Below are 21,043 nucleotides of genomic sequence, written 5' to 3' on the forward strand. Positions count from 1 at the left end.
ATGAATCTTGTCTTTTAAATAGTCTAGTGATGATGGCAAAGAGGTCACACCCGTTCCCATACCGAACACGGAAGTTAAGCTCTTTAGCGCCGATGGTAGTTGGGGGCTTCCCCCTGTGAGAGTAGGACGTCGCTAGGCATAATACCCAGGAGGATTAGCTCAGCTGGGAGAGCATCTGCCTTACAAGCAGAGGGTCGGCGGTTCGAGCCCGTCATCCTCCACCATATGCCGGTTTAGCTCAGCAGGTAGAGCAACTGACTTGTAATCAGTAGGTCGTGGGTTCGATTCCTATAGCCGGCACCATTTTTTGAGCCATTAGCTCAGTTGGTAGAGCATCTGACTTTTAATCAGAGGGTCGAAGGTTCGAGTCCTTCATGGCTCACCATTTTTATAATTGCCAACAATAATATGCGGGTGTGGCGGAATTGGCAGACGCACTAGACTTAGGATCTAGCGCCGCGAGGCGTGGGGGTTCGACTCCCTTCACCCGCACCATTTATTTTTTAATTTCATAATTGCCAGGATAAATAATCTTATGCACATGCGGAAGTAGTTCAGTGGTAGAACACCACCTTGCCAAGGTGGGGGTCGCGAGTTCGAACCTCGTCTTCCGCTCCAAATGTGCCGGGGTGGCGGAACTGGCAGACGCACAGGACTTAAAATCCTGCGGTAGGTGACTACCGTGCCGGTTCGATTCCGGCCCTCGGCACCATTTTTTTAATAGTAAGCGCCCGTAGCTCAATTGGATAGAGCGTCTGACTACGGATCAGAAGGTTGTGGGTTCGACTCCTGCCGGGCGCGCCAATAAATGAACGGGAAGTAGCTCAGCTTGGTAGAGCACTTGGTTTGGGACCAAGGGGTCGCAGGTTCGAATCCTGTCTTCCCGACCATTTCCTTAATACATGATTTTATATGGGGCCTTAGCTCAGCTGGGAGAGCGCCTGCCTTGCACGCAGGAGGTCAGCGGTTCGATCCCGCTAGGCTCCACCAATTACAATAAATGAACCTTGAAAACTGAACAAGCAAAACGTAATCAATATAGTTTTTAGTAGCTAACTTCGTTAGTGAACGAAACAAAATTTTGGACATCAAAATTGATGCCAGCAAAACAATTTGAGCTAATCAAATTTCTTTTATGGAGAGTTTGATCCTGGCTCAGGACGAACGCTGGCGGCGTGCCTAATACATGCAAGTCGAGCGGACAGATAAGGAGCTTGCTCCTTTGACGTTAGCGGCGGACGGGTGAGTAACACGTGGGCAACCTACCCTATAGTTTGGGATAACTCCGGGAAACCGGGGCTAATACCGAATAATCTTTTGTCTCTCATGAGACAATTCTGAAAGACGGTTTCGGCTGTCGCTATAGGATGGGCCCGCGGCGCATTAGCTAGTTGGTGAGGTAACGGCTCACCAAGGCAACGATGCGTAGCCGACCTGAGAGGGTGATCGGCCACACTGGGACTGAGACACGGCCCAGACTCCTACGGGAGGCAGCAGTAGGGAATCTTCCACAATGGGCGAAAGCCTGATGGAGCAACGCCGCGTGAGTGAAGAAGGATTTCGGTTCGTAAAACTCTGTTGTAAGGGAAGAACAAGTACAGTAGTAACTGGCTGTACCTTGACGGTACCTTATTAGAAAGCCACGGCTAACTACGTGCCAGCAGCCGCGGTAATACGTAGGTGGCAAGCGTTGTCCGGAATTATTGGGCGTAAAGCGCGCGCAGGTGGTTTCTTAAGTCTGATGTGAAAGCCCACGGCTCAACCGTGGAGGGTCATTGGAAACTGGGAGACTTGAGTGCAGAAGAGGATAGTGGAATTCCAAGTGTAGCGGTGAAATGCGTAGAGATTTGGAGGAACACCAGTGGCGAAGGCGACTATCTGGTCTGTAACTGACACTGAGGCGCGAAAGCGTGGGGAGCAAACAGGATTAGATACCCTGGTAGTCCACGCCGTAAACGATGAGTGCTAAGTGTTAGGGGGTTTCCGCCCCTTAGTGCTGCAGCTAACGCATTAAGCACTCCGCCTGGGGAGTACGGTCGCAAGACTGAAACTCAAAGGAATTGACGGGGGCCCGCACAAGCGGTGGAGCATGTGGTTTAATTCGAAGCAACGCGAAGAACCTTACCAGGTCTTGACATCCCGTTGACCACTGTAGAGATATAGTTTTCCCTTCGGGGACAACGGTGACAGGTGGTGCATGGTTGTCGTCAGCTCGTGTCGTGAGATGTTGGGTTAAGTCCCGCAACGAGCGCAACCCTTGATCTTAGTTGCCATCATTTAGTTGGGCACTCTAAGGTGACTGCCGGTGACAAACCGGAGGAAGGTGGGGATGACGTCAAATCATCATGCCCCTTATGACCTGGGCTACACACGTGCTACAATGGACGATACAAACGGTTGCCAACTCGCGAGAGGGAGCTAATCCGATAAAGTCGTTCTCAGTTCGGATTGTAGGCTGCAACTCGCCTACATGAAGCCGGAATCGCTAGTAATCGCGGATCAGCATGCCGCGGTGAATACGTTCCCGGGCCTTGTACACACCGCCCGTCACACCACGAGAGTTTGTAACACCCGAAGTCGGTGAGGTAACCTTTTGGAGCCAGCCGCCGAAGGTGGGATAGATGATTGGGGTGAAGTCGTAACAAGGTAGCCGTATCGGAAGGTGCGGCTGGATCACCTCCTTTCTAAGGATATTTTCGGAATACAAACCTTGGGTTTGTAAGATTACGTTTTGCGTTCAGTTTTGAAGGTTTATAAACAATATTATAAAACTTCCAAGAGGGCCTATAGCTCAGCTGGTTAGAGCGCACGCCTGATAAGCGTGAGGTCGATGGTTCGAGTCCATTTAGGCCCACCATATATAACCTCTTGGGGCCTTAGCTCAGCTGGGAGAGCGCCTGCCTTGCACGCAGGAGGTCAGCGGTTCGATCCCGCTAGGCTCCACCAATTTATTATTTGTTCTTTGAAAACTGGATAAAACGACATTGAAATTGTAACAAACACATTTATTTTTTTAAGTTTTTTTATAGGCTTAATAACATTAAAAGGTTTCGAGATACGAGTAAGACAAGGAAGCGATTGAGTGAGTGAAGGAGCGTACTTTCGTACGTGACTGATTGAACGAATGAAGCTGACGCTGTATTACGATGTATATCGGAAGCTGTAGGTTAAGTTATTAAGGGCGCACGGCGAATGCCTTGGCACTAGGAGCCGAAGAAGGACGGCACTAACACCGATATGCTTCGGGGAGCTGTAAGTGAGCTTTGATCCGGAGATTTCCGAATGGGGGAACCCACTACGTTTAATCGCGTAGTATCTTGACGTGAATACATAGCGTCTTGAAGGCAGACCCAGGGAACTGAAACATCTAAGTACCTGGAGGAAGAGAAAGAAAAATCGATTCCCTGAGTAGCGGCGAGCGAAACGGGAAGAGCCCAAACCAAGAGGCTTGCCTCTTGGGGTTGTAGGACACTCTATACGGAGTTACAAAGGAATGAGTTAGATGAAGCGACTTGGAAAGGTCCGCCAGAGCAGGTAAAAGCCCTGTAGTCGAAAGTTTATTCCCTCCAGAGTGGATCCTGAGTACGGCGGAACACGTGAAATTCCGTCGGAATCCGGGAGGACCATCTCCCAAGGCTAAATACTACCTAGTGACCGATAGTGAACCAGTACCGTGAGGGAAAGGTGAAAAGCACCCCGGAAGGGGAGTGAAAGAGATCCTGAAACCGTGTGCCTACAAGTAGTTAGAGCCCGTTAATGGGTGATAGCGTGCCTTTTGTAGAATGAACCGGCGAGTTACGATTACGTGCGAGGTTAAGCTTTAGAAGGCGGAGCCGCAGCGAAAGCGAGTCTGAATAGGGCGAATTAGTACGTGGTCGTAGACCCGAAACCAGGTGATCTACCCATGTCCAGGGTGAAGGTGAGGTAACACTTACTGGAGGCCCGAACCCACGCACGTTGAAAAGTGCGGGGATGAGGTGTGGGTAGCGGAGAAATTCCAATCGAACTTGGAGATAGCTGGTTCTCTCCGAAATAGCTTTAGGGCTAGCCTCGTGATGAGAATACTGGAGGTAGAGCACTGTTTGGACTAGGGGGCCATCCCGGTTTACCGAATTCAGACAAACTCCGAATGCCAGATATTTATACACGGGAGTCAGACTGCGAGTGATAAGATCCGTAGTCAAAAGGGAAACAGCCCAGACCACCAGCTAAGGTCCCAAAGTAATCGTTAAGTGGAAAAGGATGTGGCGTTGCACAGACAACCAGGATGTTGGCTTAGAAGCAGCCATCATTTAAAGAGTGCGTAATAGCTCACTGGTCGAGTGACGCTGCGCCGAAAATGTATCGGGGCTAAACGATTCACCGAAGCTGTGGATTGACATCTACGATGTCAGTGGTAGGAGAGCGTTCTAAGTGCGTTGAAGTCAGACCGGAAGGACTGGTGGAGCGCTTAGAAGTGAGAATGCCGGTATGAGTAGCGAAAGACGGGTGAGAATCCCGTCCACCGTATGACTAAGGTTTCCTGAGGAAGGCTCGTCCGCTCAGGGTTAGTCGGGACCTAAGCCGAGGCCGATAGGCGTAGGCGATGGACAACAGGTTGATATTCCTGTACCACCTCCTCACCGTTTGAGAAATGGGGGGACGCAGTAGGATAGGGTAAGCGCGCCGTTGGTTGTGCGCGTCCAAGCAGTAAGGCGTGTGTGTAGGCAAATCCGCACACTGTAACGTTGAGCTGTGATGGCGAGTCCGTATGGACGAAGTTCCTGATTTCACACTGCCAAGAAAAGCCTCTATCGAGGTGAGAGGTGCCCGTACCGCAAACCGACACAGGTAGTCGAGGAGAGAATCCTAAGGTGTGCGAGAGAACTCTCGTTAAGGAACTCGGCAAAATGACCCCGTAACTTCGGGAGAAGGGGTGCTCTTGAGCGTGCAAGCGCACGAGAGCCGCAGTGAATAGGCCCAGGCGACTGTTTAGCAAAAACACAGGTCTCTGCAAAACCGTAAGGTGACGTATAGGGGCTGACGCCTGCCCGGTGCTGGAAGGTTAAGAGGAGTGGTTAGCGCAAGCGAAGCTGCGAATTGAAGCCCCAGTAAACGGCGGCCGTAACTATAACGGTCCTAAGGTAGCGAAATTCCTTGTCGGGTAAGTTCCGACCCGCACGAAAGGCGTAACGATCTGGGCACTGTCTCAACGAGAGACTCGGTGAAATTATAGTACCTGTGAAGATGCAGGTTACCCGCGACAGGACGGAAAGACCCCGTGGAGCTTTACTGTAGCCTGATATTGAATTTTGGTACAACTTGTACAGGATAGGTAGGAGCCAGAGATCTCGGAGCGCCAGCTTCGAAGGAGGCGTCGGTGGGATACTACCCTGGTTGTATTGAAATTCTAACCCATGCCCCTTAGCGGGGCAGGAGACAGTGTCAGGCGGACAGTTTGACTGGGGCGGTCGCCTCCTAAAAGGTAACGGAGGCGCCCAAAGGTTCCCTCAGAATGGTTGGAAATCATTCGTAGAGTGTAAAGGCACAAGGGAGCTTGACTGCGAGACCTACAAGTCGAGCAGGGTCGAAAGACGGGCTTAGTGATCCGGTGGTTCCGCATGGAAGGGCCATCGCTCAACGGATAAAAGCTACCCCGGGGATAACAGGCTTATCTCCCCCAAGAGTCCACATCGACGGGGAGGTTTGGCACCTCGATGTCGGCTCATCGCATCCTGGGGCTGTAGTCGGTCCCAAGGGTTGGGCTGTTCGCCCATTAAAGCGGTACGCGAGCTGGGTTCAGAACGTCGTGAGACAGTTCGGTCCCTATCCGTCGTGGGCGTAGGAAATTTGAGAGGAGCTGTCCTTAGTACGAGAGGACCGGGATGGACACACCGCTGGTGTACCAGTTGTCTTGCCAAAGGCATCGCTGGGTAGCTATGTGTGGACGGGATAAGTGCTGAAAGCATCTAAGCATGAAGCCCCCCTCAAGATGAGATTTCCCATTACGCAAGTAAGTAAGATCCCTCAAAGACGATGAGGTAGATAGGTTCGAGGTGGAAGTGTGGTGACACATGGAGCTGACGAATACTAATCGATCGAGGACTTAACCAAAAAAGTTTGAAACATTCAATGAACCGTTTATCCAGTTTTGAAAGAATAACACTTTCAACCAAAGGGTTTCAAGATACGAGTAGTTCGCGGAAGCGATTGAGAGAAGGAAGGAGCGTACTTGTGTACGTGACTGACTGAACGAATGAAGCTGACAAAGAAATACGATGTATATTGAAAGCCGTAAATAGTCTAGTGATGATGGCAAAGAGGTCACACCCGTTCCCATACCGAACACGGAAGTTAAGCTCTTTAGCGCCGATGGTAGTTGGGGGCTTCCCCCTGTGAGAGTAGGACGTCGCTAGGCAAACCAAAACCTGAGAATTTATTCTCAGGTTTTTTTGTATTTTAAATAGTCTATTTGAATAAGCCTCACTAAAATTGCATTGAGGCTATTCGACAAATAGACTTTGTATGCTGCTGCTTTATACACTCATTTTTTTATCTAAAATTCAAGGGCATTTCGCAGATTATTAAGATAGGATTGGCTGACTGGCAGTTCTGTCCCATCTTTTAATGTAACGATAAAATTTGAAGTAAGATCCCGTGCCATTTTTTTTATGAAATGAATATTCACAATATATGATCGATGAATACGAATGAAAAATGGTGGTAAACGCATTTGTAACTCTTTGAGTGTAATACTCGTTTTAAACTGTTCCTTTTCTACATAAAACCATGTTTTTTTCTGAAGACTTTCAAGGTATGATATTTTCTCAATTGCAACAGGGTTCCATTCTTCCTCTCGTTTACCAGTTAAAAATTGATATGGTTCTAATTTTTGGACAGTAAAAGTTGAAGGTAATACAACTACTAATGCAGCTAGAGAATCTTGTATATGTATTGGATAGCCAATACCGTAATATGGTGTTCCAAATAAGGTATTATCTAAAATTGCATCTGTACGTTTTTTTGTTTGTAGTACTTGCGCTGCAATACTACCTGGCTCAACTTGCCGCCCTGTTTCTAAATGAATATTGTGTGAATCAGAGTGAAAATAAATATAGGAGTTTTGAACAGCAATGGCGATGGACGAATTTGGTGGAATCCAGTCTTGTAACATCGTAATAAATTGTTGTGAAATATCTTTTTGTAAAGAATCGAATTCATTATTCATTGTGAGTAGCCCCCTTATTTGTAAACAGTTTACCAAATTTTGTCGCTTAAAAAGATAGTTTCATCATTAAAATTCGGTATTTTATCTAAAAATAATGAAAATTCAGATGTACTGTTATATATTAATTTACAACAAATAAACCTGTTATGGAACAGAATTTAAAAAGTTTTTTAACAGAGTATATTTTATACAAAGGGGAAGGTGGAATTTCAATATGTCAACACGTCAAGAAAAAATCCAAGCTTTAGAAAAACAATGGGCAGAAAACCCTCGTTGGGCTGGTATTGAGCGCGCATATACAGCTGAAGAAGTAGTTAAATTACAGGGGTCTGTAGTAATTGAGCAAACTTTAGCAACTAAAGGTGCTACACGACTTTGGAAATCCCTACATGAAGAGCCATTCATTAATGCATTAGGTGCACTAACAGGTAACCAAGCGGTGCAACAAGTAAAAGCAGGATTACAAGCAATTTACTTATCAGGCTGGCAAGTAGCGGCAGATGCTAACCTTTCTGGTCAAATGTATCCTGACCAATCATTATACCCAGCTAACTCTGTACCCGCTGTAGTAAAGCGTATTAATCAAGCACTACAACGTGCAGATCAAATCGACCATGCTGAAGGTCGAGTAGATGATTTCGATTGGTTTGCTCCAATCGTGGCAGATGCTGAAGCTGGTTTCGGTGGTCCTCTAAATGTATTCGAACTTGTAAAAGGTATGATTGAAGCTGGAGCAGCAGGTGTTCATTTAGAAGACCAATTAGCTTCTGAGAAGAAATGTGGACACTTAGGAGGTAAAGTATTACTTCCTACACAAAATGCTGTTCGTAACTTAATTGCAGCTCGTTTAGCAACTGATGTAATGGGCGTAGATACAATTTTAATCGCACGTACTGACGCAGATGCTGCTGATATGGTTACTTCAGATATCGATCCACGTGATGCTGAATTTATTACTGGTGAACGTACACCTGAAGGCTTCTTCCGTACAAAACCAGGTATTAAACAAGCAATTGCTCGTGGTTTAGCATACGCACCATACGCAGATTTAATCTGGTGTGAAACATCTAAGCCATCTCTTGAAGAAGCTCGCGAATTTGCAACGGCGATTCATGCTGAATTCCCAGGTAAAATGCTTGCTTACAACTGCTCACCTTCATTTAACTGGAAAGCAAACCTTTCAGAAGAAGAAATTGCGGAATACCAACGTGAGCTTGGGAAATTAGGATACAAATTCCAATTCGTAACATTAGCAGGCTTCCATGCATTAAATCACTCTATGTTTGAGCTAGCTCATGACTATAAAGATAACGGAATGGCTGCATACTCTAAACTACAACAAGCAGAGTTTGCTTCTGAATCTAAAGGCTATACAGCTACTCGTCACCAACGTGAAGTAGGTACAGGTTACTTCGATGATGTATCACAAGTTATTTCAGGCGGTACTTCTTCAACGACTGCCATGGCAGGATCTACAGAAACTGAACAATTCGTTTAATTCAATTAAGTTAATTCCTAAATTCATAATCATAGATAAGTTTCCCTCGCACCTCCTAAGCGGGGGAAACTTCAATCACGAGAGGTGGGGGAACTACTAATGGAACAGGTAACTACAGGTAAGCTTACTATTGTTGGGGAACAAAACGAGCAAACAAAAGAAATTTTAACACCAGAAGCCCTTGAGTTTGTTCTTGCCCTGCATGAAAAGTTCGATGCGCGTCGTCAGGAGCTTTTAGAGGCTCGTCAAGAACGTCAAAAACGTCTTGATGCTGGTGAGAAACTCGACTTCTTACCAGAAACAAAGCATATTCGCGAGGGAGATTGGACGATTGCGCAACTGCCAGCGGATTTACAAGATCGACGAGTAGAAATTACTGGACCAGTAGATCGCAAAATGGTTATTAACGCATTGAATTCTGGTGCGAAAATGTTCATGGCTTGTTTTGAGGATGCATCTGCTCCTACATGGGAGAACATGATTTCTGGTCAAATTAATATGCGTGATGCCATTAATAAGACAATTGAATTTACACAGGCATCGAATGGTAAAACGTATAAATTAAATAAAGAAACAGCTGTATTATTAGTACGTCCACGTGGCCTTCATTTACTTGAAAAGCATGTCCTTGTAGATGATGAGCCAATTTCAGGAAGTTTCTTTGATTTTGCTCTGTATTTATTCCACAATGCTAAAAATGCACTAGCAAAAGGTACGGGTCCATACTTCTACCTACCAAAGTTAGAAAGCCATTTAGAGGCTCGTTTGTGGAACGATGTTTTTGTCTTTGCACAAGATTACATCGGTATTCCGCAAGGTACAATTAGAGCTACTGTACTAATTGAGACAATATTAGCTGCATTTGAAATGGATGAAATTTTATATGAGCTTCGCGATCATTCAGCAGGACTGAACTGTGGCCGTTGGGATTATATTTTCAGCTACATTAAACGGCTGCGCAATCAACCCGATGTCATTTTACCAGATCGCGGTCAAGTAACAATGACGGTTCCATTTATGAAGGCTTATACGTCTTTATGTATTCAAACATGTCATAAACGCAATGCTCCAGCTATGGGCGGTATGGCTGCACAAATTCCTGTTAAAGGGGATGACGAGGCAAATGCAGTAGCATTTGCAAAAGTTGCGGAAGACAAACGTCGTGAGGCAACTGATGGTCATGATGGAACTTGGGTAGCACATCCTGGTATGGTTGCAACAGCTATGGAGCAGTTTGATGCCATTATGGAGACACCAAATCAAATTCATAAAAAACGCGACGATGTGAATGTTAAGGCCGAAGATTTAGTAGCTGTTCCAGAAGGTACAATTACACTTGACGGTCTTCGCGTTAACTGTAGTGTTGGGGTTCAGTACATCGCTTCTTGGTTACGTGGTAATGGTGCTGCACCAATTAACAACTTGATGGAGGATGCTGCAACAGCAGAAATCTCACGGACACAAGTATGGCAATGGATTCGTCATCCAAAAGGTATTTTAGATGATGGTCGTGGTATTACATTAGCATTCGTGCTAGAAATTTTGGAAGAAGAGCTTGTGAAAATTAAAGAGGCTGTTGGGGAACAAGCTTATAACAGTGGTCGCTATGAAGAAGCTGCTGAACTGTTTAAATCTTTAATTGAACAAGATGAATTCGTGGAATTCTTGACACTTCCAGGTTACGGAAAATTAAGTTAATTGATAGAAATCACTAACGAACATAGCTACTTTCTTAAAATATAGTGGGCTGAACTCGAATGCAGCCCACGACTTCCACTAATGTAACGAGCGGGGTCTGTTCCCCTGTTCCTTACTAGTACTAAGTGAGCACTGTTTAATAAAAGGGGTCTACTTATATTAAAGGTAATGAGATTTAAAAATGGGGTGCAAGATGTCTTACGAGCTTAGATGGGGGCTTGTAAGGCATTTTTCTATACAGTGAAAAACATTTTAGAGGGGGAAGCGAAATGGGTAATAAAGAGCTGTTATTAATTCCTGGTCCAACGCCAGTAGTTGATGAAATATATGATGCTTTAGCGAGTGAGACACGTGGACATACCGATTCACGATTTGTGGCGATTTATAAAAATGCATTAGCACAAACTAAGGAGCTGTTTCAAACGGATGGCGAGGTGTTTGTACTAGCAGGATCTGGAACGTTAGCGATGGAAATGGCGATCGTCAATACAGTTGGCAAGGGAGAAAAAATCCTGGTCATTAGTCATGGCTATTTTGGGGATCGTTTTACACCTTTAGCAATGGCTTATGGTATTCAAGTAGAAGTGCTGCAAGCAGAATGGGGTAAACAAGTTGAAATAGAAGCTGTAAAGGCAAAATTAGCAGAGGGGAATTTTAAGGCAGTCACGATTACTCATGCTGATACATCTACAGGTGTTGTTTCAGATTTAGATGCATTAGTACCAATTATTAAACAAGCAGGAGCGCTTATCATTTTAGATGGAGTAGTTGCAACAGCCGCATTGGATGAAAATATGAATAAAGCGTATGGACACCCTGACTATAAATTAGATGTCGTATTAACTGGCTCACAAAAAGCTATTGGTGTACCACCAGGATTAGCAATTATCGCTTTTAATCAATCTGCATTGAAAGCTCGCGAAACACTTGGCACGATACCAGCCTACTACTGCGATATTGAAAACTGGATACCAGTCATGAATGATCCAGGAAAATACTTTGCCACACCACCTGTGAATTTAATTTATGCCTATAATGTTGCTATGAAAATAGTTTTAGATGAAGGGATTGTAAAGCGCGAGGTGCGTCATAGAGCATATGGACGTGCAGTACGTTTCGCATTGTCTACGTATGGTATGGTGGCACTTGCTGAAGAGACTGTTGCTGCTCCAACTTTAAGTTGTATGCTCTATCCTCAGGGGGTAGAGGATGCCAAGTTCCGAGCAAAGCTTGCAGAAAAAGGTGTCATTGTTGCTGGTTCATTGGCACATTTAGCAGGTAAAGCATTCCGTATAGGCCATATGGGGAATACAACACCTGCTATGCTTGAACAAGCAGTGAGGCTAATTGGTGAATCACTCAATGAGTTAGGACATGCAGTAAACGTTGAGGAAGCGGTGGCACGTTTGAAAGAAGAAATAGCGGTAGTGACTATGTAATTGTAGAAGGAGATGTCTTGCGAAAGCATAGGACATCTCCTTTTCGTTATTTAACAATCGCTAGCACGAGACCGTCATATCCTTTAATCCCTACGGTTTGAATGGCTGTAGATTCGATTCGTGATTCTTGTTCTAACAAATCCATAAATTGACGCACACCTTGTACACGTTCATCTTTACTTTTATTATCGATCACTTCTCCGTTACGCACTACATTATCAGCGATGATAAGTGCTCCACTATTCGCTAATTCTAAAGCCCATTTTAAATATTGAGGATTGTTTGGTTTATCTGCATCAATGAAAATAAGGTCGAATAAAGGTCCTGAATTTTTAAAGGTAGGTAAAGAATCTAGTGCATTTCCTACAAGCACTTCGACTTTGCTACTACAGCCTGCCTTTAGGATATTTTGCTTTGCTGCTTCTGCATACGCAGGGTCGATTTCTAGTGTGTAAACTTTCCCTGATTCGGGGAGAGCACGTGCAAGCCATATACTACTATAGCCGCCAAGTGTACCAATTTCTAGAACGTTTTGTGCACCTTTTATTTTTGCTAATAGATAAAGTAATTTTCCTTGTGTAGGGGATACATCAATTTCTGGAATGTCAGCATTTTTATTTGCCTGTAATACGTTCTCCATTGTTTCATCAAAAGGAATTAGCTTTTCAATAAAATATTCATCTACGTCATGCCATACGTTGTTTATTGCCATTGTAAAGTTCCTCATTTCCATAGTGATTTTCAATTGCAACTAAAGTGTATGATAAAATGAACTATAATAAAAATATATAATAATTACTAGTTCATAACTTAAAGTTATGAGTAAGGAGAGGGCATGAATAGTCACGCATTAAAATTATTTTACCAAGTAGCTAAAACAGGTAGCTTTACAAAGGCTGCTGAAATATTGCATATTAGTCAGCCTGCAGTGTCTAGCCAAATTAAAAGGTTTGAGCAGGAAATAGGCGTCTCATTATTTAAACAGCAGGGCAGAGGGATCGTATTGACTGAATTCGGTGAGGCGTTAGCGGAAAAGGCGAAAAATCTTATTTCTCTTGAGCAACACATTGAGTCATTTATAGAGGACTATCGCCTTGCCAAGATAGGTTCTATACATATTGTAGCTACGTATTTACCTGCTAATTTTTTAATCCCGAAATGGGCGGCTACTTTTAAAGGCTTAAACGAAGACGTTAATTTAGTTATTACAACAGTCAATACAAAAGAAGCATTTGAGCAGCTAATACATTATAAGGCGGATATCGCTATTTATGGAGGCGGAACTTCGGAGAGACCAGAGGAAGTGTTATGGGAGGAGCTTTTTGAAGATGAGCTATGGTTTGTAGTGGCACCTGAACACCCGTATGCTAATCAAACTGTTTCTATAGAAAAAATGATGAAGGAACCTTTTATCATGCGTGAGGAAGGGAGCTCTATGAGAGATCACCTCTTTTCGCTATGTGAAACGCATCAAGTAAAACCGCCTAAAATTGCCCTGCAATTTAGTGGAATAAATGAAACGATTCGATCAGTTATGGCTGGATATGGGGCGATTTTTATTTCCTCACTAGCAGTTAAAGAGTATGTAGATAATGGGCAATTGGCTAGAGTATATGTACAGGGGATACATAGTAAACATAAAGTTGCTATTTGTACAAGGAAAAATGAGAAGCAAAGTATACTAGTAGAAAAGTTTATTGATACGATAAAAAATTCATTATAGAATCGTTTTTTGCCATTATGAGACAACCCAATTTCTCTATGCATAAAATCGGAATTTTGTTATACTAATTGTATAACAAACATGGAGCTGATATAGATGTTTATTCAAATAGAGCCTTTTTCGGATGTGCCTATCTATGAGCAAGTTACACGGCAAATTATAGAGGGTATCGCAAGAGGAGACATGGGACCAGGGGATATGTTGCCATCTGTCCGAAGTTTAGCGGCAGATTTAGGTGTTAATATGCATACAGTAAATAAGAGTTACCACGAGCTTGAGGCAAAAGGAATTATTACTATTCGTGCTAAATCAGGTGCAATTATACGTTCAACAGAGGAGCGTGCATTAACGCCAGAACAGTTGCAGCAGATTGAAAAAAACTTAAAGCCTGTTGTGGCAGAAGGAATGGTGCTCGGCGCAACAGTTGATCAAATTGAGCACATGATGAAAAAGGTATTTGCTGATTTGCAACTACCAATAGAAGGGGTGTAGCATGCTACTAGGAATTTTTACAATTTTGTATATCATGACATTAGCTATGCAAATTTTTGTCCCTTATATCGTACGAGAGACAATCGTATTTGGAGTTACCGTACCTGAACAAAATGTAAAGCATCCAGCATTAGCTATTGCAAAAAAGCGCTATGCGCAAACAGTCGGTCTTTTTGGTGCGCTAATATTAATGATTATGTTTGTGTTTTATTGGTTACTTGCTCCTTCAGAAAGTGTTCAAGGTATTCTTTTACTAAGCTGCTTATTTGGAATGTTAGCCGTCAGTATGGTGCTATACTGGTTCAACCATTCACAAATTATGAAGTTAAAAATGCGTGAGCAATGGGGCATGAACATAAAACAAGTAAGAGCAGTCGATTTAACAGCCCGTAGCCGTGATGAAATACTACCTTGGCCATTTTATGTGGTACCTCTAGGTGTCACGGTTTTTCTTATCATATTTACGATATTGCATTATGATCAAATACCAAATGCAATTGCGGTACATTGGGGTCCAAGCGGAGCGGCGGATGCATGGCAAGAAAAATCGTATTTTACTGCGATTGCACTGCCACTAATTATGTTAATGATGCAATGTATGATGTGGGGGACTGCTGATTCTATAAAGCGTTCGGCGATTCGATTGGCTATTAATCGACAGCAGGAGTCTTTGGAAAGTGAATTAAAAACACGAAAGCTTATGAGCTGGAATATTGCATTGGTCAGCTATAGTTTAACAGGATTATTAACAATGCTACAGTTAAGTAATATCTACCCTTCAATGGCGGATGGAAAAAAACTACTACCATTTTTCATGACATTTCTCATTTTAATCATAGGTTCAGTACTTGTTTATGTATGGAAAAAGCGAAAGTTACGTGTACATTATAAAGACAATGTCGTTTCAGAGGTAATGGATATAGATGAGGATCGTTATTGGAAGGGCGGTCTGATTTATATGAATCGTCAGGATCCATCAGTATTTGTAGAGAAGCGTTTTGGTGTAGGCTGGACAATGAATTTTGCAAATCCAAGAGGCTATATCGTTATCGGCTTGCCACTACTTATATTGCTATTGATATCAATATTTTCATTTTGAGTGCCAGTCACTCAAACAATTCTGAAATTTATAGCAGTGTATTAAGGTTAACTAAGTAAAAATCCATGAATACTCCTGCGGGAACGCACAGCGCGTAAGGCGTAAAAAACGCTGTAGTGGCGAAGGATGCGGCTTCCGAAGTGCCCACGGGATAACGCAGTGGATTTTTACGCTGGTGCCAGTCACTCAAACAATTTCAATGCTAGGGCGAGTATAAATGCAAGTGCCAGTCACTCAAACAATTTGCAATACAAGCAGTGGATTTTTACGATATAGCAAGTACATATTTTTGATAGACTGGCTTATAGGACAGCCCTTTCTACATAAAGCGCAAGCTATGTTAGGAACTGAACTCCTAGTGCAATAGATTGAATGGGGGCAAAGATAAATGAAAATTTTAGTTGTCGATGATGACGTGCATATTTTACAGTTAGTCAATATTTATTTAACACGAGAAGGCTATCAAGTATTACAGGCGGAGAATGGCGAAAAAGCGTTGCAATTACTCGATGGAAATATGCCCGATTTGGCAGTTGTTGATGTTATGATGCCTGGAATGGATGGTTTTACACTAACTGAAATTTTGAGTAAGGACTATGATATTCCAGTGCTGTTGTTAACGGCTAAAGGAGAGCTTGAAGATAAGGAGCGCGGTTTTTTAGCAGGTTCAGATGACTATGTTGTGAAGCCGTTCGAGCCAAAGGAATTGCTGTTTCGCATTGCAGCAATTTTACGTAGACTTGATAAAAAGAATCAGGTCACGATACAGGTTGGTAAGCTCGAAATTGACCGTCGTAGCTTTGAGGTTACGATTGCTGGAGAAACACTTATTTTGCCCTTAAAGGAATTTGAGCTATTGGCATTACTTGCATCTCGACCCAATCAAGTATTTACACGTAGCATTATTATGGAGCAAGTGTGGGGCTACGACTATGAAGGGGACGAGCAAACGTTAAATACACATGTAAAGCGGATACGAGAGCGCTTGCATCGCTACGAAACAGACGTCGAAATTACAACGGTGCGCGGTGTTGGTTATAAGCTCGAGGCGAGTGCGATATGAAGACGTTATATAGTAAGTTTGTTGTTACAACATTGCTCATTATGATTGGCAGTTTATGCATAGGATTTTTAATGACGAATACGTACTATCATCAAGTAACTAAAGGAAAAAATGATGCGAAAAATGTTGCAATTGCGGAAGATATTGTCGATTATATTGAATCCGCCAAGCAAATGGATTTAGATAGCTATTTAACAACGCTTGGACAGATTGGTTACCAAATTTATGTGACAACGGGAGAGGAACATCGCTTCTTTGGTGGTGAATACCGAGATAAAAAATTATCAGCAGATGTTATCCAGCGTGTTTTAGATGGGGAAGTTTATCACGGTATGCGTGATTTCCCAAAAGAGACTTTTATGACAGGCTTTTTTGCCAATGAACTCATTAATACGATTGGTGTACCTTTTACGTATAAAAATGAACAGTATGCACTGTTTATTAGACCTGACATTCGTTTGTTGTTCTCTGAAGCCCATACGCTGTTAGGTGGTCTTATTCTTGGAATGGCCGTACTAAGTTTACTTGCTATGCTGCTATTTGCAAAGGCACTAATTAGACCGATTACACAATTAACAGAAGCAACTCATCAGTTGGCACATGAAAAGTTTGATACGTTGCTTGAGATAGATCGTGCGGATGAAATTGGGCAACTGGCGGATAGCTTTAATGTGATGACAGAAAAATTGCAGGAAAACGATAGAATCCGTAAACAGTTTATAAGTAATGTATCACATGACTTTCAATCGCCATTATTGAATATTCAGGGCTATGTAGATTTGCTGAAAAATCCTACAATTTCTGAACCAGAACGACAAGAATATGCGACGATTATTGAGCTAGAAACGAAGCGACTTTCAACATTAACGAAGCAACTATTACTTCTGACATCACTTGATCAATCGACTAGATTGCTAAAGAGAGAACCGTACAATTTAGATGAGCAATTGAAGGAAACTGTGCGCAAATATCGATGGCAGTTAGAGGAAGCCAATGTGCAGTTATCGTATCAGATTGAGCCTGTAACATATAAAGGGGATGCAGGGCTACTACAAAATGTATGGGATAATTTATTAACAAACGCCATTAAATACAATGTTAATGGGGGAGAAATTCACATACATCTTCAAGCACATTCTACTTTCATAGAAGTGCTAATAGAGGATAGTGGTATTGGTATGAATGAGGAGCAATTACAAAAGGTATATGACCGTTTTTATCGAGCTGATGAGTCAAGAACAAAGCAAGGGACAGGTCTCGGCCTTGCCATTGTAAAACAAATTGTTGAATTGCACGGTGGTGAAGTGCAAATGAAAAGTGCTATAAACGTAGGGACAAGCGTCTGTATACACCTACCAAAATTGTAATATAGAGTTCATGTAAAGTTCATGTTCAATCGATAAACTTCTAGGTAAGTTAAAACTTGGAGGAGTTATCGTATGGAACAAAAATGGAGTTTACGTCTTATTCGTCTCGCAGCGATTTTCGCATTAGTGGGTACGTACTTAGGTTCGCATATGTCAGGGTCAGGTAGCTATGAATTTCGGCCAATTCACGCACACGTTTTACTCGTTGGTTGGTTGAGTATGTTTGCATGGGGCATCTTTTACCGTGCTTTTAAAGTGAAATCGCAAAAATTAGTAGCATTACATGGTTGGACAGCGATTATTGGAGTCTTTGGTTTAACACTTGGTATGTGGTTCTACAATATTAATCCCTTTAACTTTGGTCATACATTTACGTTAATTTTCTTTATCGTAGGTGGCACAACATTGCTCATTAGTTTTGCACTATTTATTATTGTGACATTTATGGTAAATCAAAAACAGGAAATGAAAAATTAATATAAAACCGCGCCTATTTTTGACGCGGTCAGCGTGTAGGCAAATTCAAAGAGATTTGAGTTTGCCTACATTTTTTAGTTTCAACTTTAAATCAATAGCTCGTCTAAGCATCTTTTAAGTTAAATATTCTAGCGATTTTTTAAGCCAACGTGTTGCCTCATTATAATCTTGAGCAACGCCCTGTCCTTTCTTATAAAGCATGCCTAGCTGAAATTGAGCTTTTTGGTGACCCTGATTTGCAGCAAGCCGATAAAGTTGGGCAGCCCTTGCAAAATCTTTAGGGACACCCTGTCCATGGCTATGCATTTGGGCTAACTGGTATTGGGCTTTAGCATGTCCTTTAGAAGCGGCTTGTTCAATCCATTTAGCTGCCTCTGTGAAATCTTGGGTCACCCCTTTGCCCTTATCAAATAAATTACCAAGTTGATATTGTGCACCAGCATGCCCTTGAATAGCCGCAAGTCTATAGCAACGTCTAGCCTCATCTAAGTCTTGGGAAACGCCTAATCCTTGTTCATACAATAACCCTAATTGATATTCAGCTTGAATATGAGATTGGTCTGTTGCAGCTCTCCACCATTGAACTGCCTTGGCATAATTCAATGCAACCCCAACACCGTTAGCATATAACAGCCCAAGCTCGAATTGAGCATTAGCATAGCCTTTTTCAGCAGCAGTTATAAAATACTGTAATGCTTTGTCAGGCTGATGTAGCTGATAGACGAAAAGTAGGCCAAGTTCATAGCCTGCACTAATATGTCCATTATCAGCGGCAAGCTGAAACCATCTTTCCGCGCGCGTGTTGTCTTTTTCTTTTTGGTAAAGTAGGCCGAGACAATATTGAGCATTGGTATGACCTTTATGTGCTGCAAGTTTAAACCATTTTATTGCTTCAATGGAATCTTGCTGTATGCCCTGTCCTGTATTGTAGAGCAAGGCCAATTGAAACTCTGCATTCGTATGGTCCTGAAGTGCAGCTAGGTGAAACCATCTCGCAGCTTCCTCAGCATTTTGTGTGATGCCACGACCTTTGAGATACATATAGCCGAGGTTATACTGTGCACTGGCATCTCCAGCAAGTGCTGCCATTTCAAAGTAGGCTATCGCCTCCTCAAAACTTTGTTGTACACCCGTTCCATTATGATAGAGAAAGCCAAGATTATTTTGTGCACTTGTATTGCCCTGATTGGCTGCTGAAATATACCATTTTGCAGCCTCCTTAAAATCAATAGCAAGGCCAAGCCCTTGATTGTAAAGGACACCAAGATTATATTGTGCATCGGCATTTCCTAAATCCGCAGCAGCCTTATAATAATGAGCAGCCTCTTGATAATTTTGTTCAACACCTTGTCCTAAATGATAAAGCACTCCAAGACTATAAAGTGCATTGGCATCATGTTGAGCAGCTGCTTTCTCATACCATATTTTGGCTGTCACATAATCTTTTTGGACACCGCGACCGTGGTTATAGAGGAAGCCTAAGTTGTATTGTGCACTTGCATTGCCCTTATTCGCGGAAAACTCAAACCAACTAGCGATATGTTCATAATCCTTCGCTGAATACTGATCGAGCATCTTCGGATCAAGTGGTGGCAATATATCTTCAAATTTAGGAATTTTTCGAGTCGATATAGATGCTTTCAGGCTACGATCATAACGGTGAATAAACCATTCTACGATATCGCTGACATAATCGAGAACAATTTTGGCTGCCTTTGCTTCAACGATGTCATTGTTGCTAGTACTTGTCATTTTAAAGACAAGCTCCATTAATAAATAAATGCGACGTGGATGAATTTTTGAAATAAAGTTACGATTATTTAAAAGTGTTCGGATATTTTTTAGTTTCGGTTTTGCGTGCATTTCCAGCTCGTAAAAGTCATAGATTATTTCCTCAAGAACGAGGCGTGACTTTTGTAAAGCAACCGAGGGCTGTGTAATAGCAGAGCCACTAGCATCCTGTAAGTTTTGCGCTATATGTGTGAACGATAGTAAATGTAATTTTTCACATTGTTCGTGAAGGATCTCGTATTGTATGACGATTGTACTCACCTCTTCTTAAATAACGAAAGTAGTCTTTTTTCATATATCGGGAAATTATTAGTGTTATTGATTATTTTCCACAGAATTCCTCAGTTGAATTGTCTCTAGTATGATACTATTTGATTTAAGAGTTAGTTTATCGTCTTTGGGGGGATTGATGGATGAAAAAAATTGCAGCTATTATTCCAACATATAATCCGCAACAATCATTTATAACATTTGTACATCAATTATTAGCTACCTCAATTACGCAAGTTGTTATTGTGAATGATGGTAGCGATGAAAAATATGAAACTATATTTGAAGAGTTAAAGAAAATAGATAGATGTAAAGTGCTCCAACACGAACAGAATATTGGGAAGGGCAGAGCATTAAAAACAGCTTTCTCTTATATATGGTCTAAACGAGAGAATGTTCAGGGTGTTCTAACAGTAGGTGCACATGGACAGCATACGTTAGAGGATATTAAATTAGTATTGACCATGACCAAAGTATTTTCAGAAGGCATTGTCTTAGGAATACGCAATTTTCATTCTTCTGATAGTACGTTCTTTTCATATTGGGGAAATCGAGCAACGAGTTTATTGTTTGAATTATTGTTTCATAAAAAACTAATGGATACACAAACAGGATTACGTTACATAGAGATCAAAGAGTTACCATGGCTCATAGAAGTAAAAGGGGATCGTTTTGAATACGATACAAACATGCTCATCATGGCCTTAAAAAGAAAATGTCCAATATTCGAAGTGGAGATTGGTCAGCTACGTTTAAAAAAGAATTCGATTATTCAATACGATGAATTAACAAATGCAGGTACAGTAATGACTAAAATGCTTTTAAAATATTTGAAACCGTAGTAAGCGTAATGCAACACGTGTATTTTTAATATTTTGTGCTAGGATAAGAATAATAATTACTCAACTTGACGCAGCGA

At 42.3% G+C, this 21,043-nt stretch carries 13 protein-coding genes, 11 tRNA genes and 4 rRNA genes; 25 read left to right on the forward strand and 3 right to left on the reverse strand.

Translation table 11 applies throughout. The features are described from left to right. The first annotated feature begins 22 nt into the window (after window positions 1–22). The 15 genes from rrf (FH508_RS00555) to rrf (FH508_RS00625) all read left to right on the forward strand — a co-directional run bounded on the left by rrf (FH508_RS00555) (window position 23) and on the right by rrf (FH508_RS00625) (window position 6,397). Window positions 23–138: ribosomal RNA gene (gene rrf, locus FH508_RS00555) — 5S ribosomal RNA — on the forward strand. 10 nt (window positions 139–148) lie between these two features. Further along, window positions 149–224 (forward strand) — tRNA-Val (locus FH508_RS00560). A gap of 3 nt (window positions 225–227) precedes the next feature. Continuing rightward, window positions 228–303 (forward strand) — tRNA-Thr (locus FH508_RS00565). 6 nt (window positions 304–309) lie between these two features. After that, window positions 310–385, forward strand: a tRNA-Lys gene (locus FH508_RS00570). Window positions 386–410: 25 nt separating this feature from the next. After that, a tRNA-Leu gene (locus FH508_RS00575) sits at window positions 411–495 on the forward strand. A gap of 48 nt (window positions 496–543) precedes the next feature. Then, a tRNA-Gly gene (locus tag FH508_RS00580) sits at window positions 544–618 on the forward strand. A 5-nt stretch (window positions 619–623) separates the two neighbouring features. After that, window positions 624–712, forward strand: a tRNA-Leu gene (locus FH508_RS00585). 15 nt (window positions 713–727) lie between these two features. After that, window positions 728–804 (forward strand) — tRNA-Arg (locus FH508_RS00590). Between the two features lie 9 nt (window positions 805–813). Further along, window positions 814–890: transfer RNA gene (locus tag FH508_RS00595), tRNA-Pro, on the forward strand. Window positions 891–914: 24 nt separating this feature from the next. Next, window positions 915–990 (forward strand) — tRNA-Ala (locus FH508_RS00600). Between the two features lie 142 nt (window positions 991–1,132). After that, window positions 1,133–2,684, forward strand: a 16S ribosomal RNA gene (locus FH508_RS00605). Between the two features lie 96 nt (window positions 2,685–2,780). Then, window positions 2,781–2,857: transfer RNA gene (locus FH508_RS00610), tRNA-Ile, on the forward strand. Window positions 2,858–2,870: 13 nt separating this feature from the next. After that, a tRNA-Ala gene (locus FH508_RS00615) sits at window positions 2,871–2,946 on the forward strand. A 219-nt stretch (window positions 2,947–3,165) separates the two neighbouring features. Then, window positions 3,166–6,093, forward strand: a 23S ribosomal RNA gene (locus FH508_RS00620). Between the two features lie 188 nt (window positions 6,094–6,281). Then, a 5S ribosomal RNA gene (rrf, locus tag FH508_RS00625) occupies window positions 6,282–6,397 on the forward strand. The 16S, 23S and 5S rRNA genes sit together here with 11 tRNA genes alongside, the layout of an rRNA operon. Before the next feature lie 138 nt (window positions 6,398–6,535). Here the strand turns inward: rrf (FH508_RS00625) and FH508_RS00630 are convergent. After that, complete coding sequence (locus FH508_RS00630) at window positions 6,536–7,207, reverse strand: LytTR family DNA-binding domain-containing protein (protein WP_228134281.1); 672 nt, start codon at window positions 7,205–7,207, stop codon at window positions 6,536–6,538. Window positions 7,208–7,421: 214 nt separating this feature from the next. On the opposite strand from FH508_RS00630, the gene aceA reads away from it, so the two are divergent. The 3 genes from aceA to FH508_RS00645 all read left to right on the forward strand — a co-directional run bounded on the left by aceA (window position 7,422) and on the right by FH508_RS00645 (window position 11,842). Further along, window positions 7,422–8,705, forward strand: coding sequence for an isocitrate lyase (aceA, locus tag FH508_RS00635; protein WP_228134282.1), 1,284 nt, complete (start codon window positions 7,422–7,424; stop codon window positions 8,703–8,705). 99 nt (window positions 8,706–8,804) lie between these two features. Then, a complete protein-coding gene (gene aceB, locus FH508_RS00640; RefSeq protein ID WP_228134283.1) occupies window positions 8,805–10,403 on the forward strand; it encodes a malate synthase A in 1,599 nt (532 codons plus the stop codon). A gap of 269 nt (window positions 10,404–10,672) precedes the next feature. After that, entirely contained in the window at window positions 10,673–11,842 is a 1,170-nt protein-coding gene (locus FH508_RS00645) for a pyridoxal-phosphate-dependent aminotransferase family protein (protein ID WP_228134284.1), read from the forward strand. A gap of 46 nt (window positions 11,843–11,888) precedes the next feature. Here FH508_RS00645 and FH508_RS00650 read toward each other — a convergent pair whose 3' ends face one another. Next, window positions 11,889–12,554, reverse strand: coding sequence for an O-methyltransferase (locus FH508_RS00650; protein WP_228134285.1), 666 nt, complete (start codon window positions 12,552–12,554; stop codon window positions 11,889–11,891). A gap of 123 nt (window positions 12,555–12,677) precedes the next feature. On the opposite strand from FH508_RS00650, the gene FH508_RS00655 reads away from it, so the two are divergent. The 6 genes from FH508_RS00655 (at window position 12,678) to FH508_RS00680 (ending at window position 18,063) form a co-directional block, all read left to right on the forward strand. Further along, window positions 12,678–13,565 carry a LysR family transcriptional regulator gene (locus FH508_RS00655; protein ID WP_139860038.1) on the forward strand — a complete coding sequence of 296 codons (888 nt, stop codon included), beginning with the start codon at window positions 12,678–12,680 and terminating at the stop codon, window positions 13,563–13,565. Between the two features lie 96 nt (window positions 13,566–13,661). Beyond that, window positions 13,662–14,057, forward strand: coding sequence for a GntR family transcriptional regulator (locus FH508_RS00660; protein ID WP_139860039.1), 396 nt, complete (start codon window positions 13,662–13,664; stop codon window positions 14,055–14,057). Between the two features lies 1 nt (window position 14,058). Next, window positions 14,059–15,156 (forward strand): DUF1648 domain-containing protein, encoded by a 1,098-nt coding sequence (locus tag FH508_RS00665; RefSeq protein WP_139860041.1) that lies wholly within the window; start codon window positions 14,059–14,061, stop codon window positions 15,154–15,156. Between the two features lie 388 nt (window positions 15,157–15,544). Continuing rightward, window positions 15,545–16,219, forward strand: a complete 675-nt coding sequence (locus tag FH508_RS00670) for a response regulator transcription factor (protein WP_228134286.1) — start codon at window positions 15,545–15,547, stop codon at window positions 16,217–16,219. Continuing rightward, window positions 16,216–17,586: a sensor histidine kinase gene (locus FH508_RS00675; protein ID WP_228134287.1), complete on the forward strand. Its 1,371-nt coding sequence runs from the start codon at window positions 16,216–16,218 to the stop codon at window positions 17,584–17,586. Before FH508_RS00670 ends, FH508_RS00675 begins: the two co-directional genes overlap by 4 nt. Before the next feature lie 72 nt (window positions 17,587–17,658). Then, on the forward strand, window positions 17,659–18,063 hold the full coding sequence (locus FH508_RS00680) for a hypothetical protein (protein WP_228134288.1): 405 nt from the start codon (window positions 17,659–17,661) through the stop codon (window positions 18,061–18,063). Window positions 18,064–18,177: 114 nt separating this feature from the next. On the opposite strand, the gene FH508_RS00685 is transcribed toward FH508_RS00680, so the two are convergent. Further along, a complete protein-coding gene (locus FH508_RS00685; RefSeq protein WP_228134289.1) occupies window positions 18,178–20,115 on the reverse strand; it encodes an SEL1-like repeat protein in 1,938 nt (645 codons plus the stop codon). A gap of 152 nt (window positions 20,116–20,267) precedes the next feature. Between FH508_RS00685 and FH508_RS00690 the strand changes: the two genes are divergently transcribed. Next, on the forward strand, window positions 20,268–20,966 hold the full coding sequence (locus FH508_RS00690; RefSeq protein ID WP_228134290.1) for a glycosyltransferase family 2 protein: 699 nt from the start codon (window positions 20,268–20,270) through the stop codon (window positions 20,964–20,966). Window positions 20,967–21,043 lie beyond the last annotated feature (77 nt).

The sequence above is a fragment of the Lysinibacillus sp. CD3-6 genome, from assembly GCF_006351725.2.
In the GTDB taxonomy this organism is placed as follows: domain Bacteria; phylum Bacillota; class Bacilli; order Bacillales_A; family Planococcaceae; genus Lysinibacillus.